The sequence below is a fragment of the Nocardioides sp. genome, assembly GCF_024509035.1.
In the GTDB taxonomy this organism is placed as follows: Bacteria; Actinomycetota; Actinomycetes; order Propionibacteriales; family Nocardioidaceae; genus Nocardioides.
This window is the reverse complement of the sequence record NZ_JANINT010000443.1, coordinates 1-16738: the sequence shown is the minus strand read 5'-3', so window position 1 is coordinate 16738 and position 16738 is coordinate 1. Positions and strand designations below refer to the sequence as shown.

Here is a 16738-nt window from a genome sequence, read left to right as displayed (position 1 = left end):
GACAAGGTCGTGCGCTCGACCCACGGGGTCAACTGCACCGGCTCGTGCTCGTGGAAGGTCTACGTCAAGGACGGGATCATCACCTGGGAGACCCAGCAGACCGACTACCCGTCGGCCGGCCCGGACAGGCCGGAGTACGAGCCGCGCGGCTGCCCGCGCGGTGCGGCGTTCTCCTGGTACACCTACAGCCCCACCCGGGTCCGCTACCCCTACGTCCGCGGCGTGCTGCTCGACATGTTCCGCGAGGCCAAGCGGCAGTACGGCGACCCGGTGGTGGCGTGGTCCTCGATCGTCCAGGACCCCGAGAAGGCGAAGCGCTACAAGTCCGCCCGTGGCAAGGGCGGCCTGGTGCGGGCCACCTGGGACGAGGCCGCCGAGATCGTCGCGGCCGCGCACGTCTACACCGTCAAGCGCTGGGGCCCCGACCGGATCGCCGGCTTCTCGCCGATCCCGGCGATGTCCCCGGTCTCCTACACCTCCGGTTCGCGCTTCCTCGAGCTCATCGGTGCGCCGATGCTCTCGTTCTACGACTGGTACGCCGACCTCCCCAACGCCTCGCCGCAGATGTTCGGCGACCAGACCGACGTGCCGGAGTCCGGTGACTGGTGGGACGCCGGCTACCTGTTCATGTGGGGCAGCAACGTCCCGGTGACCCGCACCCCCGACGCCCACTGGATGACCGAGGCCCGTTACCGCGGTCAGAAGGTCGTCGCCGTGGCCCCCGACTACGCCGAGAACGTGAAGTTCGCCGACGAGTGGGTCAACCCCGCGCCCGGCACCGACGGTGCACTGGCGATGGGCCTGGGCCATGTCATCCTCAAGGAGCACTTCACCGGCGAGGTGCCGCAGTTCTTCGCCGACTACAACAAGCAGTACACCGACCTGCCCTACCTCGTGACGCTCGAGCCGAGCGGTCCTGATGGCGCGGAGGGCGAGGCCACCTACCGCCCCGGCAAGTACCTCGTCGCCGGCGACATCGGCCACTCCGAGGGCGGCAGCGAGAACCCGATGTGGAAGCCCGCGGTCATCGACGCCGCCACCGGCGAGGTCCGCATCCCCCAGGGCTCGATCGGCCACCGCTTCGGCGAGGAGGGCGTCGGCCAGTGGCACCTCGACCTCGGCGACATCGACCCCGCCCTGACGATGCTCAGCCACAGGGGGCCAACCGCCGAGGGCGGCGTCAGCGAGAGCGTCGTGGTCGAGCTGCCGCGCTTCGACGGCGCCGACGGCAAGGTCGCGCACGAGCGGCGCGGCGTGCCGGTGGCGCGGGTGGGTGACCGGCTCGTCACGACGGTGCTCGACCTGCTGCTCGCGCAGTACGGCGTGCACCGCGAGGGGCTGCCCGGCGTCTGGCCGGCGTCGTACGACGACCCGTCGGTGCCGGCCACGCCGGCCTGGCAGGAGCAGCACACCGGCGTCCCGGCCGCCCAGGTGACCCGGCTGGCGCGCGAGTGGGCCCAGAACGCGATCGACACCGAGGGCCGGGGCATGATCCTGCTCGGCGCCGGTGTCAACCACTGGTTCCACTCCGACCAGATCTACCGCGCGATCCTGCTGCTCACCACGATCACGGGCGCCCAGGGCCGCAACGGCGGCGGCTGGGCGCACTACGTGGGCCAGGAGAAGGTCCGCCAGATCATGGGCTTCCAGCACATGGCGTTCGCGCTCGACTGGCACCGGCCCCCGCGGCACATGAACCAGACGGCGTACTGGTACGTCAACACCTCGCAGTACCGCTACGACACGTTCTCCGCCGACGACCTCGACGCCGGCACGGGCGTCTTCGCCGGCCAGACGGTGATGGACCTCCTGGCCCAGTCGGCCCGGCTGGGCTGGAGCCCGAGCTACCCGACCTTCGACCGCAGCTCGCTGCAGCTCGCCGACGACGCGGAGTCCGCGGGCATGGAGGTGCCGGCGTACGTCGCGCAGGAGCTCAAGGACGGGCGCCTGAAGTTCGCCGTCGAGGACCCGGAGGCGGAGGAGAACCACCCGCGGGTGCTGTCGCTGTGGCGCTCCAACCTGCTCGGCAGCTCCGCGAAGGGCAACGAGTACTTCCTGCGCCACCTGCTCGGCACCGACAGCTCCGCCACCGCCCAGGAGGCCTCGCCCGAGCAGCGTCCTCACACCGTCCGCTGGGCCGACCAGGCACCCGAGGGCAAGCTCGACCTGCTGATGACCATCGACTTCCGGATGACCAGCAGCACGATCCTGAGCGACGTCGTGCTCCCGGCGGCGACCTGGTACGAGAAGCACGACCTGTCGACCACGGACATGCACCCGTTCGTGCACTCGTTCAACCCCGCGATCGCGCCGCCGTGGCAGACCCGGTCGGACTGGGACGCCTGGAAGACGATCGCCAAGCGGTTCTCCGAGATGGCCGTCGACCACCTCGGCACCCGCAAGGACGTGGTCGCCAAGCCCCTGTGGCACGACACGCCCGAGGCGATGGCCGCCGAGCACGGTGTGGTGAAGGACTGGCGCACCGGCGAGGTCGACCCCGTGCCGGGCAAGACGATGCCGGTCATCGCGGTCGCCGAGCGCGACTACACCGCGGTCTACGACAAGATGACGTCGATCGGGCCGCTGCTGGAGAACGTCGGCATGCTCACCAAGGGCGTCGCCTACGACGTCAAGCGCGAGGTCGAGATCCTGCGCAAGCGCAACGGTGTGGCCCGGGGCGGCGCCGGCGACGGGCAGCCCAAGGTCGAGACCGACGTGCACATGGCCGACGCCATGCTCCACCTGGCCGGCGTGTCCAACGGACACCTCGCCACCCAGGGCTTCAGGTTCCTCGAGAAGCGCACCGGCCAGCAGCTCGCGGACCTGTCCGCCGAGCACGAGGGCAAGCAGATCACCTTCAAGGACACCCAGGCCCAGCCGGTGCCGGTGATCACCTCGCCGGAGTGGTCGGGCTCGGAGTCCGGTGGCCGCCGCTACTCGCCGTTCACGATCAACATCGAGCGCAAGAAGCCGTTCCACACCCTGACCGGGCGTCAGCAGTTCTACGTCGACCACGACTGGTTCCTCGGGATGGGCGAGATGCTCCCGATCTACCGACCGCCGCTGAACATGACGCAGCTGTTCGGTGAGCCCGAGATCGGTACGACGGGGGAGCTGGGCGTGGCCGTGCGCTACCTGACCCCCCACAACAAGTGGTCGATCCACTCGGAGTACCAGGACAACCTGTTCATGCTCTCGCTCTCGCGCGGCGGTCAGTCGGTGTGGATGTCGGACCGCGACGCGGAGAAGATCGGCGTCCGCGACAACGACTGGATCGAGATGGTCAACCGCAACGGCGTCGTCGCGGCTCGCGCGATCGTCAGCCACCGGATGCCCGAGGGGACGGTGTTCATGCACCACGCCCAGGACCGGCTCATCGACGTCCCGCTGACCGAGCGCGACCGCAAGCGCGGCGGCATCCACAACAGCCTCACGCGCATCCTGATGAAGCCCAACCACCTCATCGGCGGCTACGCCCAGCTGGCCTACTTCTTCAACTACATCGGGCCGATCGGCAACAACCGTGACGAGGTCACGACCATCCGCAAGCGGACCGCAAAGGTGGAGTACTAGACATGCGCGTGATGGCTCAGATGGCCATGGTGATGAACCTGGACAAGTGCATCGGGTGCCACACCTGCTCGGTGACCTGCAAGCAGGCGTGGACCAACCGCACCGGCACCGAGTACGTCTGGTTCAACAACGTCGAGACCCGCCCCGGGCTCGGCTACCCCCGCACCTACGAGGACCAGGAGGAGTGGCAGGGCGGCTGGAAGCTCAACAAGCGCGGCCGGCTCACGCTCAAGGCCGGCGGCCGGTGGAAGAAGCTCGCCACGATCTTCTCCAACCCCAAGCTCCCCTCGATCGAGGACTACTACGAGCCCTGGACCTACGACTACGAGACGCTCACCAACTCGCCGGCCACCGACAACTTCCCGGTCGCTCGTCCCAAGTCGCTGATCAGCGGCAAGGACATGAACATCGAGTGGTCGGCCAACTGGGACGACGACCTCGGAGGCTCGCGCGAGCACGCGTCGCGCGACGTGATGCTCAAGGGCATCGAGGACAAGGTGAAGATGGAGTTCGAAGAGACCTTCATGTTCTACCTGCCGCGCATCTGCGAGCACTGCCTCAACCCCTCGTGCGCGGCGTCCTGCCCCAGCGGAGCGATCTACAAGCGCGAGGAGGACGGCATCGTCCTCGTCGACCAGGACCGCTGCCGGGGCTGGCGGATGTGCGTCTCCGGATGCCCCTACAAGAAGATCTACTTCAACCACCGCACCGGCAAGGCCGAGAAGTGCACGTTCTGCTACCCGCGGATCGAGGTCGGCATCCCCACGGTGTGCTCGGAGACCTGCGTGGGCCGGTTGCGCTACATCGGGCTGGTGCTCTACGACGCCGACAAGGTGCTCGAGGCGGCCTCCGTCGAGGACGACCACGCCCTCTACGACGCCCAGCGCGCCTGCTTCCTCGATCCCGAGGACCCCGAGGTGCAGCGCGCGGCCGACGAGGCCGGCATCCCCTACGACTGGGTCGAGGCCGCGAAGCGCTCGCCCGTGTGGGCCCTGATCAACCGGTACGAGGTGGCGCTCCCGCTGCACCCGGAGTACCGCACGATGCCGATGGTCTGGTACATCCCGCCGCTCTCGCCGGTCGTGGACGTCATCAAGGACACCGGCCACGACGCCGAGGACCACGGCAACCTCTTCGCCGCGATCGAGGCCCTGCGCATCCCGGTCGAGTACCTCGCCAACCTGTTCACGGCGGGCGACCCGGTCCCGGTCGACCGGGTGCTGCGCAAGCTGGCCGCGATGCGCGCCTACATGCGCGACATCAACCTCGGCCGCGATCCCGACGAGTCCATCCCGGCCAAGGTCGGCATGGACGGCGAGACGATGTACGACATGTTCCGCCTGCTGGCGATCGCGAAGTACGAGGACCGTTACGTGATCCCGTCCGCGCACGCCGAGCAGGCCCACGCGCTCGAGGAGCTGGCCACCGAGTGCTCGCTCGACTTCGAGGGTGGCCCCGGCATGTACGGCTCGGGTCCGTTCGGCGAGGGCTCCGGCCGTCCGGTGCCGGTCGCCGTCGAGAACTTCCAGATGTTGCGCGATCGGCAGACCTCGGACACGCTCGCGGCTCCGGAGGACAAGGCGACCCGGGTCAACCTGCTCAACTGGGACGGCAAGGGCGTGCCCACCGGCCTGTTCCCGCCGCGTCCCGACGCGCAGGCCCACGAGGAACCGGAACGGGGGGAGCACTGATGGCCCCGCTGCTGCGCAGCCGGCGGCCGGCGAGCCGTTCGGCAGCGACGCTGGACGACAACGCCGTCCGCGCCACCTGGCAGGTCGCCTCGCTGCTGATCGACTACCCCGACGAGTCACAACCGCTCGACGTCGTCGAGCAGGCGATCGCCGCGCTGCCCGAGGTGGTGCAGGAGCCGCTGGCCCGGTTCCTGGCCCACCGCAGCGGCACCCCGCTCGGGGAGCTCCAGGCCGACTACGTCGAGACGTTCGACACCCGGCGCCGCTGCACGCTGTTCCTCACCTACTTCCTGCACGGTGACACCCGCAAGCGGGGGATGGCCCTGCTGCGGTTCAAGCAGACCTACCTCGCCGCCGGCCTCGAGCTGGCCGAGACCGAGCTGCCCGACCACCTCGCCGTCGTGCTCGAGTTCGCCGCGACCGCCGATCTCCAGCAGGGGCGCCAGCTGCTGCTCGACCACCGCGCCGGGCTCGAGCTGCTCCGCCTCTCGCTGACCGACCTGGGGTCGCCGTACGCCGACATCGTCACCGCGGTGTGCGCCGGCCTGCCACCGGTCAGCGGCGACGACCTCGAGGTCGTCGCCAAGCTCGCCGCCGCCGGCCCGCCGGACGAGGAGGTCGGGCTGACGCCGTACGGCGCCCCGGGCTTCGACGCCGCGCTCGTCGACCCCGGCTACCGCCAGGCCGGGCGGCCGACGCCGGTCGACCTGGGCCTGCCTGCGATGCCGACTGCCGCCCCCTCCGGACGAGGAGCCTGACGTGGACACCTTCTTGTGGGTGATCGTGCCGTACCTGTGCCTGGCGACCTTCGTGGTCGGGCACTTCTGGCGCTACCGCTACGACAAGTTCGGCTGGACGACGCGGTCCTCCCAGCTCTACGAGGACAAGCTGCTGCGGCTGGGCTCGCCGCTGTTCCACTTCGGCATGCTCGGGGTGGTCGGCGGCCACATCATCGGGCTGCTGGTCCCCCAGTCGTGGACCGACGCGCTCGGCATCAGCCACGAGGCCTACCACGTCGTCGCCGTCACCGGCGGCATGATCGCCGGCGTGATGGCGGTGGTCGGGATGGTCATCTTGATCTACCGCCGTCGCACCGTCGGGCCGGTCTTCTCCGCGACCACCGTGATGGACAAGGTGATGTACGCCTTCCTGGCCGCCGTGATCGTGCTGGGCATGTGGAACACGATCGCCGGCTCGATCATGACGATCGGCGGTGAGTACAACTACCGCGAGGGCGTCTCGATCTGGTACCGCTCGTTCCTGGCGTTCTCGCCCGACGCCTCGTTGATGGCCGACGCGCCGATCGGGTTCCAGCTGCACGCGATGGTGGCCTTCGGTCTGTTCGCGCTGTGGCCGTTCACCCGTCTGGTGCACGTGTTCAGCGCGCCGGTCGGCTACCTGACGCGGCCCTACATCGTCTACCGCAGCCGCGACGACCAGCTGCTGGGCAGCCACAGCCCACGCCGGGGGTGGGAGCGCACCCGTGTGTGAGCACTGCGGTTGCCGAGGGGTGGAGCCGATCGCTCGACTCATGGACGAGCACCTGGCGCTGCTCGACCTGGGCGGTGAGATCAAGCGCCACCTCGCGACCGGCGACCGGCGGGGTGCCTGGGAGCTGCTGGCTCGCTTCGCCCACGAGCTCGACCACCACGTCGACCGCGAGGAGCGCGGGCTGTTCCGGGCGCTCAAGGACCAGGGCGACTTCGCCGACGCGGTGGTCGAGCTGGAGGGCGAGCACGCCGACTTCGACGAGCTGATCTCCGAGCTGGGTCTCGACGACGGCGACCTCGAGGAACGGGTCGAGGAGCTGATGGCCCACCTCAGCCTGCACATCGACAAGGAGAACCTCGGGATCTTCCCCGTGGCCGTGGTGACGCTGGGGGCCGAGGGCTGGGACACCGTGGCGGCCGCCGAGGACGCCCCGGCCACGCGCTGAGCGCCGCGGCGACGTCAGGGGAAGATCGTCCCGGCGATCAGGGGCCTTCGGCCCGCAGGGGCCGGGACGACCCCACGTATCGTTCGGATCGGCCGACCCGGCGCGGCCGCTCCTGACTTCCCGCCCGGCACGGTCCGGGCCACGGCAGTTCGGCATCGAGCACGACGGCAGAGGTGACAGGACGCAATGAGCAAGCAGGGACGGGCCAGGACGCAGGAGATGCGCAAGGCGCAGCAGGAGGCGGCCGCCCGCCAGGCGCGCAACCGCCGGATCGTCACGGTGGTCGGAGCCGTGGTCATCGTCGGGCTCCTGGTCGCCATCGTGTGGGCGGTCGTGGCCGCCACCCGCGGCGGGGACGACAAGGCTCCGCCGGCATCCGGCAAGGTCGTGGTGCCGGCGAACGGCAACGCGAGCGGCGCCGTACCCGTCGGGGAGCCGAACGCACCCGTCACCGTCGAGATCTACTACGACTACATGTGCCCCGCCTGCGGCGCGTTCGAGGCCGCCAACGGCGGTGAGCTCGACCGGCTGCTCGAGGACGGCACCGCGCGCATCGAGCTGCGTCCGATCTCCTTCCTCGACGAGCAGTCGTCCGGCACCGAGTACTCCACGCGGGCCGCGAACGCGTTCGCCACCGTCGCCGACGGTGCTCCCGACAGCGCTTGGGACTTCCACGCCGCGCTCTACGCCCACCAGCCGAAGGAGGGCAGCAAGGGGCTCAGCGACGACGAGATCGCCAGCATCGCGAAGGACGCCGGCGTGCCGGCCGACGTCGTCGACCGGTTCGGCGACCGCACCTTCGTGGGTTGGGTCGGCTCGGTGACCCAGAAGGCGTTCGACTCCGGCATCCAGGGGACCCCGACGGTCAAGATCGACGGCGAGGTGTTCACCGGGGACGTCTACAGCGTCGGGCCGCTCACCCAGGCCATCGAGTCGGCTGCTGGTGACCAGTGACGGACCGCGCCGTCGGCCCGGCCGACGACCCGGTCGACGACCCGGTCGCGGAGTCCTGGCTGCACCGGGTACGGGACAGCAACGCCGCCGTCTGGGTGACGATGCTGGTCTCCTCGGTGGCCAGCCTGGTCGCGTCGTTCGTGCTCTCGATCGACGCCCTGCGACTCGCTGAGGACCCGAACGCGGATCTCGGCTGCAACATCAACGCGGTCATCAGCTGCGGGACGGTCGCCAACTCCTGGCAGTCCTCGCTCCTCGGGTTCCCCAACGCCTTCCTCGGGCTGATCACCGAGCCGGTCGTCATCACGATCGCGGTGGCGAGCCTCGCGGGGGTGCGGTTCCCGCGCTGGTTCATGGTCGCCGCGCAGGTCGTCTACACGATCGGCTTCGTGTTCGCCTACTGGCTGTTCTACGAGGCGATGTTCGACATCGGCGCTCTGTGCCCGTGGTGCCTGCTGGTGACCTTCGCGACCACGCTGGTGTTCTTCGAGATGACCTACGTCAACATCCGCGACGACAACCTGCGCCTGCCCCGCCGGGTGCAGGCGGCGATGACGTCGTTCATCCGCTCCAACCTCGACCTGATGGTGCTGGTGGTCTGGCTGCTCGTGCTGCTGCTCGCGGTGGTGCTGAAGTACGGCGAGGCGCTGTTCGCCTGACCGTGACGGTGGGACCGACCAGCCCCGGGGACGGATCGAGCCCCTGACCGCGTCGCCGCGGTCAGGGGCTCGTCGGCCGTCTGGGGCCGCTTGGGGTGAGTGACGGGACTTGAACCCGCGGCCACCTGGACCACAACCAGGTGCTCTACCAGCTGAGCTACACCCACCATGTGTCCCGACGAGGTCGGGACCGACCAGAAGTGTAGGGGACCTACGCGCGATCTGCAGAATCGGGCTCGTCGCCCGCGACCTCGTCGCCGGTCAGGCCGGTCAGCGAGCCGCCGTGCTTGGCGGCGATGGCGCGAGCGGTGTCGCTGTCCGGGCCGGGGGAGGGCACGAACACCGACTCGCGGTAGTACCGCAGCTCCTCGATGCTCTCCTGGATGTCCGCGAGCGCGCGGTGGTTGCCACGCTTGGCCGGCGCCTGGAAGTAGGCCCGGGGGAACCACCGGCGCGAGAGCTCCTTGATCGAGGACACGTCCACGATCCGGTAGTGGAGGAACGTCTCCAGGGTGGGCATGTCGCGGGCGAGGAAGGCCCGATCGGTGGCCACGGTGTTGCCGGCCAGTGGGGGCCGGCTGCCGTCGGGGCAGAACTCCCGGACATAGGCCAGCACCTGGGCCTCGGCCTCGTCGAGCGAGATGCCGGAGTCGAGCTCGCGCGACAACCCGGACTTCTCGTGCATGTCGCGGACGAACTCGTTCATCTGGTCCAGGGCCTCGGCCGGCGGCTTGATGATCAGGTCGATGCCGTCACCCAGGACGTTGAGGTCGAAGTCGGTCACCAGGGCTGCCACCTCGATGAGAGCGTCGGCGCCGAGGTCCAGGCCCGTCATCTCGCAGTCGATCCAGACGAGTCGTTCGTTCACGCGGACACCTTAGTCCCGGGCCGGCCCCCTGGCTGAGGCGTGGCCGTTGCGGGCCGCTCGGTGCCGGGGCGAGCAGCCCTCTCAGTGACCGCTCAGCCTTCGGGCCTAGGGTCGGGCTCGTGAAGGAGTGGGTGGGCCTGCTCGCGCGCCTGGCGACCGGTGCCGTGTGGATCGTGGCCGGTGCGGTCAAGCTGCCCGACCCCGCGCAGAGCGTCGACGCCGTACGCGCCTATCAGCTGCTGCCGTCCTCGCTCGTGCAGCCGGTGGGTCAGCTGCTGCCGGTGATCGAGATCGTTGTCGGGGCCACGCTGGTGCTCGGCCTGCTGACCCGCGGGTCCGCGATCGTGTCGGCGTTGCTGTTCGCGGCGTTCATCATCGGTATCGCCTCGGTGTGGGCGCGCGGCATCAGCATCGACTGCGGCTGCTTCGGCGGCGGTGGCTACGACGCCGACGCGACCTCCAAGTACCCGTGGGAGATCGCCCGCGACGCCGCGCTCCTGGCCGCCTCGCTGTTCGTCGCGTGGCTGCCGTCCACCCGTCTGTCGCTGGACCGGATGATGTTCGGCCGTGCCCTCGAGCCCGAAGGACTCTGATGTCGAAGAAGAACCGTCCCGTCGGTCGCACCGAGCGGGCCGCTGCTGCGGTCCACGAGATGCAGCGGCAGGAGCGCCGACGGCGCAACCTGATGGTCGGCGGGGTCGTGGTCGCGCTGCTCGTGATCGTCCTGGGCGGGTACGCCCTCTCCCGGTCGCTGGACACCTCCGACGACGTGAAGGCCCCCGCGGCGGGTGGCGGCGACTACGGCCTGACCATCGGGCCGAGCGATGCTCCGCACGACGTGGTGGTCTACGAGGACTTCCTCTGCCCCTACTGCGGCGAGCTCGAGAAGGCGTCGCGCAGCGACCTCGCGAAGCTGGCCTCGGAGGGCAAGGTGCGCGTGGAGTACCGCCCGTTCAACCTGCTCTCCTCGATCAGCGACTACTCCGAGCGCTCTGCCGCGGTGTTCGCGGTCGTGCTCGACAAGTCCGGGCCTGAGGTCGCCAAGAAGCTGCACGACCTCCTCTACGAGAACCAGCCCAGCGAGTCGGGTCCGTTCCCATCCGACGACGACCTCATCGACCTCGCGGTCCGGGCCGGCGCCGACGAGGCGGTGGTGCGCACGGGCGTCGAGGCCGGGGACGGGCTCGACTGGGTGGCGCGCGCGACGACGGCCGCGCAGGACGCAGGTGTGCGCGGCACGCCGACGGTGCTGCTCGACGGCAAGGTGTTCCAGGACGGCCGGACGATGGACGACCTGGCCGCCAACCTGGTCGACCGCCTCGAGTAGGCGATCCGGCTGCGGCTCCGGTGCCGCGCCTGGGAGGATCGCCTCGTGCAGGTGGAGCGAGTGCAGCACTGGGTGATGTCCGCACTTCTGCTGACGGTGGCGACGATCTTCGCCGGCGGCATGAGCATCCTCGCGGGCGTCGCCGACGGCGCCGGCGCCAAGCCGGGCCTGCTCGTGATCGCCGCGGTCGTCGGTCTGGCGGCGCTGGTCGGCGTCCGACTCATCAACGGCCGCACGCTGGTCACCCCGTGGCTGCTGCTCGGACTACTCCCCGCGGCCGTCGGTTTCTGGTTCCACTACGTGCGCTGACAGACTCCGCGAGATGAGCACCAGCGACTCCCTTGCCAGCCCCTACGCCGGATTCATCGCGGGCCTGCCCAAGGCCGAGCTGCACGTCCACCACGTCGGGTCGGCCTCCCCGCGCATCGTCTCCGAGCTCGCGGAGCGACACCCCGGCACGGTGCCGAGCGACCCGGAGGCGCTGCGTCGCTTCTTCGAGTTCCGCGACTTCGCCCACTTCATCGAGGTCTACCTCGCCGTGGTCGACCTGGTCCGCACGCCCGAGGACATCCGCTACCTCACCTACGAGATCGGTCGCGAGATGGCGACCGGACAGGCCCTGCGGTACGCCGAGCTGACGTGCACGCCGTACACCTCGGTGCGGCCGCACGAGGACGGCAAGGGCATGCCCGTCGAGGCGTACACCGAGGCCCTCGAGGACGCCCGCGGAGCCGTCGAGCGCGACTTCGGTCTCGTGCTGCGCTGGATCTACGACATCCCGGGCGAGGCGGGCGTGCCGTCGGCCGACGCCACGCTCGCGTACGCCCTCGAGCACCGCACCGACGCGCTGGTGGGCTTCGGGCTCGGGGGCCCCGAGATCGGCGTACCGCGGCCGCAGTTCCAGCCGCACTTCGACGCGGCCCGGGCCGCAGGGCTGCACAGCGTGCCGCACGCGGGGGAGACGACCGGTCCCGAGACGATCTGGCACGCCCTGGACCTCCTCGGGGCCGAACGGATCGGCCACGGCACCTCGGCCGCCCAGGACCCGGCCCTGCTGGCGGCCCTCGCCGAGCGCGGCATCCCGCTCGAGGTCTGCCCCTCCTCCAACATCGCGACCCGGGCGGTGTCGACGCTCGAGGAGCACCCGATCCGGGCGTTCCGCGACGCCGGTGTCGTCGTCACCGTGAACTCCGACGACCCGCCGATGTTCGGCACCACGCTCAACCACGAGTACGAGGTGGCGGCGTCGCTGCTCGACCTCGACGAGGCCGGGCTGGCCGACCTCGCCCGAACGGCCGTCCGGGCGTCGTTCGCCGAGGACGGCGTGAAGGACAGGGTCCTCGCCGAGATCGACGAGTACGCCGCGAGCGCGTCCGCGGCGGGCCCCGAAATGGAATGAGCCCCGCGAGCTCATACCAAGCGGGGCCGAGACCTTTGTATCCCGGACCGCGACGCGTTCTGGGGATTGAGCCGCGTGTCGCACGTGTCGATCTCGCTGGATCTACAGTGACGCCATGTCCAGCACGCCCATCCGGGTCGCGATCGTCAACGACTACGAGATCGTGGTCGCTGGGGTCGCGGCCATGCTCGCTCCCCACCGCGACCGCGTCGTCGTCGTCGAGCTCGACTCCGGCCTGCCCGTCGTGAGCGACGTCGACGTGATCCTCTACGACACGTTCGGCCAGGTGCAGGGCGACGCCGTCGACCTCGAGGAGCTCGTGCGGGGCAACAGCGTGCCGGTGGCGATCTTCAGCTGGAACCTGCAACCCGACCTCGTCGAACGAGCCATCTCCCGCGGTGCCTCCGGCTACCTGTCCAAGGGGCTGGACGCCCAGGCGGTGGTCGACGCGATCGAGGCGATCCACCGCGGTGAGACGGTCACGCCCCCGGCGGACCTGACGGCCGCCGAGCCGCGCGTCGCCGGCGACTGGCCCGGTCACGAGCACGGCCTCACCGCCCGCGAGGCCGAGGTGCTGGCCCTGATCACGCAGGGGCTCAGCAACCAGGAGATCGCCGAGCAGACCTACCTGTCGATCAACTCGGTGAAGACCTACATCCGCACCGCCTATCGCAAGATCGACGTCACACGGCGCGCCCAGGCGGTCGCCTGGGGGATGAACCACGGTTTCTCGCCCGACCGGGTGCGCACCCTGGCCGACGGCCACCAGTGACGCTCGCATGGGCCGCACCCCGCCGGGTACCGCTCGGTCATGGGAGATCGTGAATACACCAAGCAGCCGCGGGAGGAGGACCGCCCCGTCGACACGGGCGCGGTGCCCGAGGAGGAGGGCGTGTCCGACGCCAGCGCCTCCGAGATGCTCGATCGCGAGCCCGAGGACCAGCTGAGCCGACCCGAGCAGCCGGACTTCGACCCCGCGGAGCGCGAGCAGTACCAGCATCCCGTCGAGGAGCCTGAGCTGCGGGAGGACCGCTAGCCCGTACGGCGGTGTCACCCATCAGCCGAAGGAAACATACGGCGGTGGCGCCCCCGGCAGGACTCGAACCTGCGACCGGCGGATTAGAAGGCCGCTGCTCTATCCAGCTGAGCTACGGAGGCGGAGGGCTGCAGCGGTCGTCGAGCTCGACCTCGGATGCACCGATGTGGAGCTCGATGGGCAGCTGCGGGACCCGGAGCGCCAGTATGCCGTACGCGCGTGCCACCGCGGAGCGCCGGTCGGGCCGGGGTGCGGTAGCTCCGTGGCCCCCGCAGAGCTACGTCGACTCCGCGCCGGGCGCGTCGTGCTCGCCTGCGGGGAACCCCGGGCGCTCGCTCGTCGCGCCACCCTCACCCTTCGAGGCGTTGAGCATCCTCGCGGCTTGGACGGCGGTTCGGTAGCGCCACCGGATGACGTCGTCGGTCCGGCGTTCTGGCGGGTGTGGGTGGTTCATCGGTGCTCCCGATGGTCGTCACGGTCGGCCGTCGGGGGTGGGGGCCGTCGAGGTCGGTGCGGTGCCGCGAGGCTAGGAGGGGACCCCGTGAGCGACCCAGGGACGAAAGACCCTGGCCGTGGCCCAGGTGGTGGGCCGGTCGAGGCTCACTGCCCGTCGTAGGCCTGGAGCAGTCCGACCTGGTTGAGGGCGCGGCCGTCGGAGGTGAGCGTCAGCGAGCCGACCGACGTGCTGGGCTGGTCGGCGTAGCGGATGTGTGCGCGCGTCCGGTGTCCGGTCGTCTGCCAGAGCTGTCCGCGCGGGCTGGGCTCGGCCTGCATCTCGTGGACGTCGAGCTCGACGCGGTCGTCGAAGAAGCGAGCGACGAGGTAGGTCGCATCCCCGTGGTAGAGCAGCCCGCCGGTGGAGACCTGGGTGACCCCGTCGGCCTGGCGCATCGTCGTCGCGTGCACCTCCCCGTTGAGGTAGAGGTCGACGCCGTAGCGTGCCATCGTGCGCCAGAGCGGCGAACGGCGACCGCCCTCGATGTGCCCGCCCGAGGAGGAGACCTCGCGCACCGGCATCAGCACGGGGTTGTGGCCCTGCACGATCACCCAGGGGATGCCGTCGGCGCGTGCCTGGCGCAGCGTGTCGCGCAGCCAGCGCAGCTGGCCGCCGCGCACCTCGAGGTGCACGTCGCCGTCGCGGCGGTGGAACTCGTCGAGGCTCACCAGCAGCACGTCGGGGGAGAGGTGCACGGCGTACGCCGTGTCCGCCCACGGCGTGCCGACGGGGCGATCGGAGTAGCGCGGCTTGCCCGAGGGCAGCCGGGTGAAGTAGCGGGCGAACTGCTCCTTGAAGAGCGCGATCTCGCGCCGCTTGAAGTCCGACCACGGCGAGCGGTGGTCCCAGAAGTTGTCGCCGATCTCGTGGTCACCCAGAGCGGCGTGCAACGTCAGGTCGCGGATCCGGAAGCGCTGGAGGTACGTCGAGTAGTAGAACCGGGCCGCCCGGCGAACGGCCTGGCGTTGCTGGGCGAGCGTGCGCACCGGTCCGAACACCCCGGTGTGGAGGTCGTCTCGTCCCCAGCGCCCCTCGACCAGGTCGCCGGGCACCAGGACCGAGCCGGGGTCCAGCGCCGCGATCTCGTCGAGGAACCGCCGGATGCTCTGCTGGAGCTGCGGGGTCCAGGAGTTCGGGTCGCCGCGGTGCCAGGTGGGCAGGTCGCGCAGGTCGCCGACGTCCTGGTTGAGGAAGTCGGGTGCCGCCACCAGCTCGTAGATCGGGTCCTGGTCAGGGGGGAACGCCTGGGCGTTGATGATGCGTGGCCGGTCACCGTGGCCCGCGAAGGCCGCCTTCGTGGTCCCGGTCGAGCAGGAGGACACGGCCAGCGCCAGGCTCAGGAGCGCGACCACCAGCCAGGCTGGCCGCAGCCGTCGATGAGGCGGGGTCGAGCGAGTGATGGGTCGGCCCTTTCGTTGTGCGACACGCCGTGTCGGCGCCGAGACGTCGGCGCACCGCGGCACCCGCCCGCGCCCGGGCGGCCCCGACAGCCGACTCCTGCCGGATCAAGCCTACGGAACACTCCTGAACGACGCTCGTGGTGGCCCCAGGCACCTGGCCCGAGCGTGATCAACGCCGCAGGGCGCCCATCCACTCCTCGACGTCGGCGGCCGCGCGGGGCAGCGCCGCGGAGAGGTTCCGCGAGCCGTCGCCCGTCACGAGGATGTCGTCCTCGATGCGGATGCCGATGCCGCGCAGCTCCTCGGGGACCAGCAGGTCGTCCTCCTGGAAGTACAGCCCCGGCTCGACGGTGAGCACCATGCCCTCGGCGAGCGTGCCCTCGGCGTACGCCTCGGGAGCGGCCTGTCCGCAGTCGTGGACGTCGAGCCCGAGCATGTGGCTCGTGCCGTGCAGCGTCCAGCGCGCATAGACGCGGCTCTCGGGGTCGAGCGCCTCCTGGGCCGACACCGGCAGCAGGCCCATCCCCTCGAGGCCGTGGGCGAGCACCTCCATCGCGGCGTTGTGAGTCGCGCGGAACGGCACACCGGGGCGCACGGCGGCGATGCCGGCCTCCTGGGCGGCCAGGACGAGCTCGTAGAGCTCGCGCTGGACGTCGGTGAACCGGCCGTCGACCGGCAGGGTGCGGGTCACGTCGGCGGTGTAGAGCGAGCGGTTCTCGACGCCCATGTCGAGCAGCACCAGCTCGCCGGGCGTGATCGGGCCGGTGTTGTCGATCCAGTGCAGCGTCGTCGCGTGCGACCCGCCGCCGACGATGGAGTCGTAGCCGATGTCGTTGCCCATCGCGCGGGCGCGGCGGAAGAACGTGCCCTCGATCCAGCGCTCGCCGTAGCGCAGCACCTCGTCCCACTCGCGCACGGAGTCCTCGAAGCCGAGCGTCGTGATGTCGCAGGCCTCCTGGAGCTGCTCGATCTCCCAGTCGTCCTTGACCAGCCGCAGCTCGGAGGCGACCCGCGCCAGCTCGGCGTCGCGCGCGTCGTCGGCGCTCACGAGACCGTCGACCGCTGCCGAGACGCCCCGCAGCACGCGGGTCTTGCCGGTCTGCCCGAGCACGCCCGTCAGCTCGTCGAGGTGGCGGACCTCGAGGCCCAGGGAGTCCGACATCTCCTTCAGCGACGGGCGGCGGCCGACCCACAGCTCGCCGTACTGGCGGTCGCGGAAGAACTCGTCGGTCTCGCGCGAGGACCGCGGTCGGGCGTAGAGGACGGACTCGCCGTCGGCCACCACGAGCACCGCGTCGCTGGTCTGGTTGCCGGTGAAGTAGGTGTGGGCGGTGTCAGCGCGGAACCGGTAGTCGGTGTCGTAGGCACGGACCTTGAACGTGCCGGCCGGCAGCACCAG

At 70.4% G+C, this 16738-nt stretch carries 16 protein-coding genes and 2 tRNA genes; 13 read left to right on the top strand and 5 right to left on the bottom strand.

The window, feature by feature from the left end; all coding sequences use genetic code 11:
• From Q0L15_RS24125 to Q0L15_RS24095, 7 genes are all read left to right on the top strand, one after another.
• The coding region (locus Q0L15_RS24125; RefSeq protein ID WP_296607397.1) for a nitrate reductase subunit alpha at positions 1-3573 on the top strand (3573 nt) is incomplete at its 5' end.
• A 2-nt stretch (positions 3574-3575) separates the two neighbouring features.
• Entirely contained in the window at positions 3576-5264 is a 1689-nt protein-coding gene (narH, locus tag Q0L15_RS24120) for a nitrate reductase subunit beta (RefSeq protein WP_296607396.1), read from the top strand.
• Positions 5264-6022, top strand: a complete 759-nt coding sequence (narJ, locus tag Q0L15_RS24115; RefSeq protein WP_296607395.1) for a nitrate reductase molybdenum cofactor assembly chaperone — start codon at positions 5264-5266, stop codon at positions 6020-6022. The genes narH and narJ overlap by 1 nt, the downstream gene beginning before the upstream one ends.
• 1 nt (position 6023) lies before the next feature.
• Positions 6024-6755 carry a respiratory nitrate reductase subunit gamma gene (narI, locus tag Q0L15_RS24110; RefSeq protein ID WP_296607394.1) on the top strand — a complete coding sequence of 244 codons (732 nt, stop codon included), beginning with the start codon at positions 6024-6026 and terminating at the stop codon, positions 6753-6755.
• Entirely contained in the window at positions 6748-7200 is a 453-nt protein-coding gene (locus Q0L15_RS24105) for a hemerythrin domain-containing protein (protein ID WP_366939650.1), read from the top strand. The genes narI and Q0L15_RS24105 overlap by 8 nt, the downstream gene beginning before the upstream one ends.
• 186 nt (positions 7201-7386) lie before the next feature.
• On the top strand, positions 7387-8154 hold the full coding sequence (locus Q0L15_RS24100; RefSeq protein ID WP_296607392.1) for a DsbA family protein: 768 nt from the start codon (positions 7387-7389) through the stop codon (positions 8152-8154).
• Complete coding sequence (locus tag Q0L15_RS24095) at positions 8151-8813, top strand: vitamin K epoxide reductase family protein (RefSeq protein ID WP_296607391.1); 663 nt, start codon at positions 8151-8153, stop codon at positions 8811-8813. The genes Q0L15_RS24100 and Q0L15_RS24095 overlap by 4 nt, the downstream gene beginning before the upstream one ends.
• A gap of 91 nt (positions 8814-8904) precedes the next feature.
• On the opposite strand, the gene Q0L15_RS24090 is transcribed toward Q0L15_RS24095, so the two are convergent.
• Both Q0L15_RS24090 and orn read right to left on the bottom strand, forming a co-directional pair.
• Positions 8905-8980: transfer RNA gene (locus tag Q0L15_RS24090), tRNA-His, on the bottom strand.
• 44 nt (positions 8981-9024) lie between these two features.
• Positions 9025-9681 carry an oligoribonuclease gene (gene orn, locus Q0L15_RS24085; protein ID WP_296607390.1) on the bottom strand — a complete coding sequence of 219 codons (657 nt, stop codon included), beginning with the start codon at positions 9679-9681 and terminating at the stop codon, positions 9025-9027.
• 119 nt (positions 9682-9800) lie between these two features.
• Between orn and Q0L15_RS24080 the strand changes: the two genes are divergently transcribed.
• The 6 genes from Q0L15_RS24080 (at position 9801) to Q0L15_RS24055 (ending at position 13443) form a co-directional block, all read left to right on the top strand.
• On the top strand, positions 9801-10274 hold the full coding sequence (locus Q0L15_RS24080; protein ID WP_296607389.1) for a MauE/DoxX family redox-associated membrane protein: 474 nt from the start codon (positions 9801-9803) through the stop codon (positions 10272-10274).
• Positions 10274-11008 carry a thioredoxin domain-containing protein gene (locus Q0L15_RS24075; RefSeq protein ID WP_296607388.1) on the top strand — a complete coding sequence of 245 codons (735 nt, stop codon included), beginning with the start codon at positions 10274-10276 and terminating at the stop codon, positions 11006-11008. Before Q0L15_RS24080 ends, Q0L15_RS24075 begins: the two co-directional genes overlap by 1 nt.
• A gap of 45 nt (positions 11009-11053) precedes the next feature.
• Positions 11054-11317, top strand: coding sequence for a transcriptional regulator (locus tag Q0L15_RS24070; protein WP_296607387.1), 264 nt, complete (start codon positions 11054-11056; stop codon positions 11315-11317).
• Between the two features lie 13 nt (positions 11318-11330).
• Entirely contained in the window at positions 11331-12407 is a 1077-nt protein-coding gene (locus Q0L15_RS24065) for an adenosine deaminase (RefSeq protein WP_296607386.1), read from the top strand.
• A gap of 115 nt (positions 12408-12522) precedes the next feature.
• Positions 12523-13179, top strand: coding sequence for a response regulator transcription factor (locus Q0L15_RS24060; RefSeq protein WP_296607385.1), 657 nt, complete (start codon positions 12523-12525; stop codon positions 13177-13179).
• A 39-nt stretch (positions 13180-13218) separates the two neighbouring features.
• Positions 13219-13443, top strand: coding sequence for a hypothetical protein (locus tag Q0L15_RS24055; RefSeq protein ID WP_296607384.1), 225 nt, complete (start codon positions 13219-13221; stop codon positions 13441-13443).
• Positions 13444-13488: 45 nt separating this feature from the next.
• Here the strand turns inward: Q0L15_RS24055 and Q0L15_RS24050 are convergent.
• The 3 genes from Q0L15_RS24050 to Q0L15_RS24040 all read right to left on the bottom strand — a co-directional run.
• A tRNA-Arg gene (locus Q0L15_RS24050) sits at positions 13489-13565 on the bottom strand.
• A 478-nt stretch (positions 13566-14043) separates the two neighbouring features.
• Complete coding sequence (locus Q0L15_RS24045; RefSeq protein WP_296607383.1) at positions 14044-15291, bottom strand: metallophosphoesterase; 1248 nt, start codon at positions 15289-15291, stop codon at positions 14044-14046.
• A gap of 217 nt (positions 15292-15508) precedes the next feature.
• On the bottom strand, positions 15509-16738 hold a 1230-nt coding region (locus Q0L15_RS24040), incomplete at its 5' end, for an aminopeptidase P family protein (protein WP_296607382.1).

Bases quoted from the DNA above. Each gene is read 5' to 3' on its own strand.
- narJ (WP_296607395.1), top strand. From the start codon at position 5,264: ATGGCCCCGCTGCTGCGCAGCCGGCGGCCGGCGAGCCGTTCGGCAGCG.
- Q0L15_RS24060 (WP_296607385.1), top strand. From the start codon at position 12,523: ATGTCCAGCACGCCCATCCGGGTCGCGATCGTCAACGACTACGAGATC.
- Q0L15_RS24100 (WP_296607392.1), top strand. From the start codon at position 7,387: ATGAGCAAGCAGGGACGGGCCAGGACGCAGGAGATGCGCAAGGCGCAG.
- narH (WP_296607396.1), top strand. From the start codon at position 3,576: ATGCGCGTGATGGCTCAGATGGCCATGGTGATGAACCTGGACAAGTGC.
- Q0L15_RS24055 (WP_296607384.1), top strand. From the start codon at position 13,219: ATGGGAGATCGTGAATACACCAAGCAGCCGCGGGAGGAGGACCGCCCC.
- Q0L15_RS24065 (WP_296607386.1), top strand. From the start codon at position 11,331: ATGAGCACCAGCGACTCCCTTGCCAGCCCCTACGCCGGATTCATCGCG.
- Q0L15_RS24075 (WP_296607388.1), top strand. From the start codon at position 10,274: ATGTCGAAGAAGAACCGTCCCGTCGGTCGCACCGAGCGGGCCGCTGCT.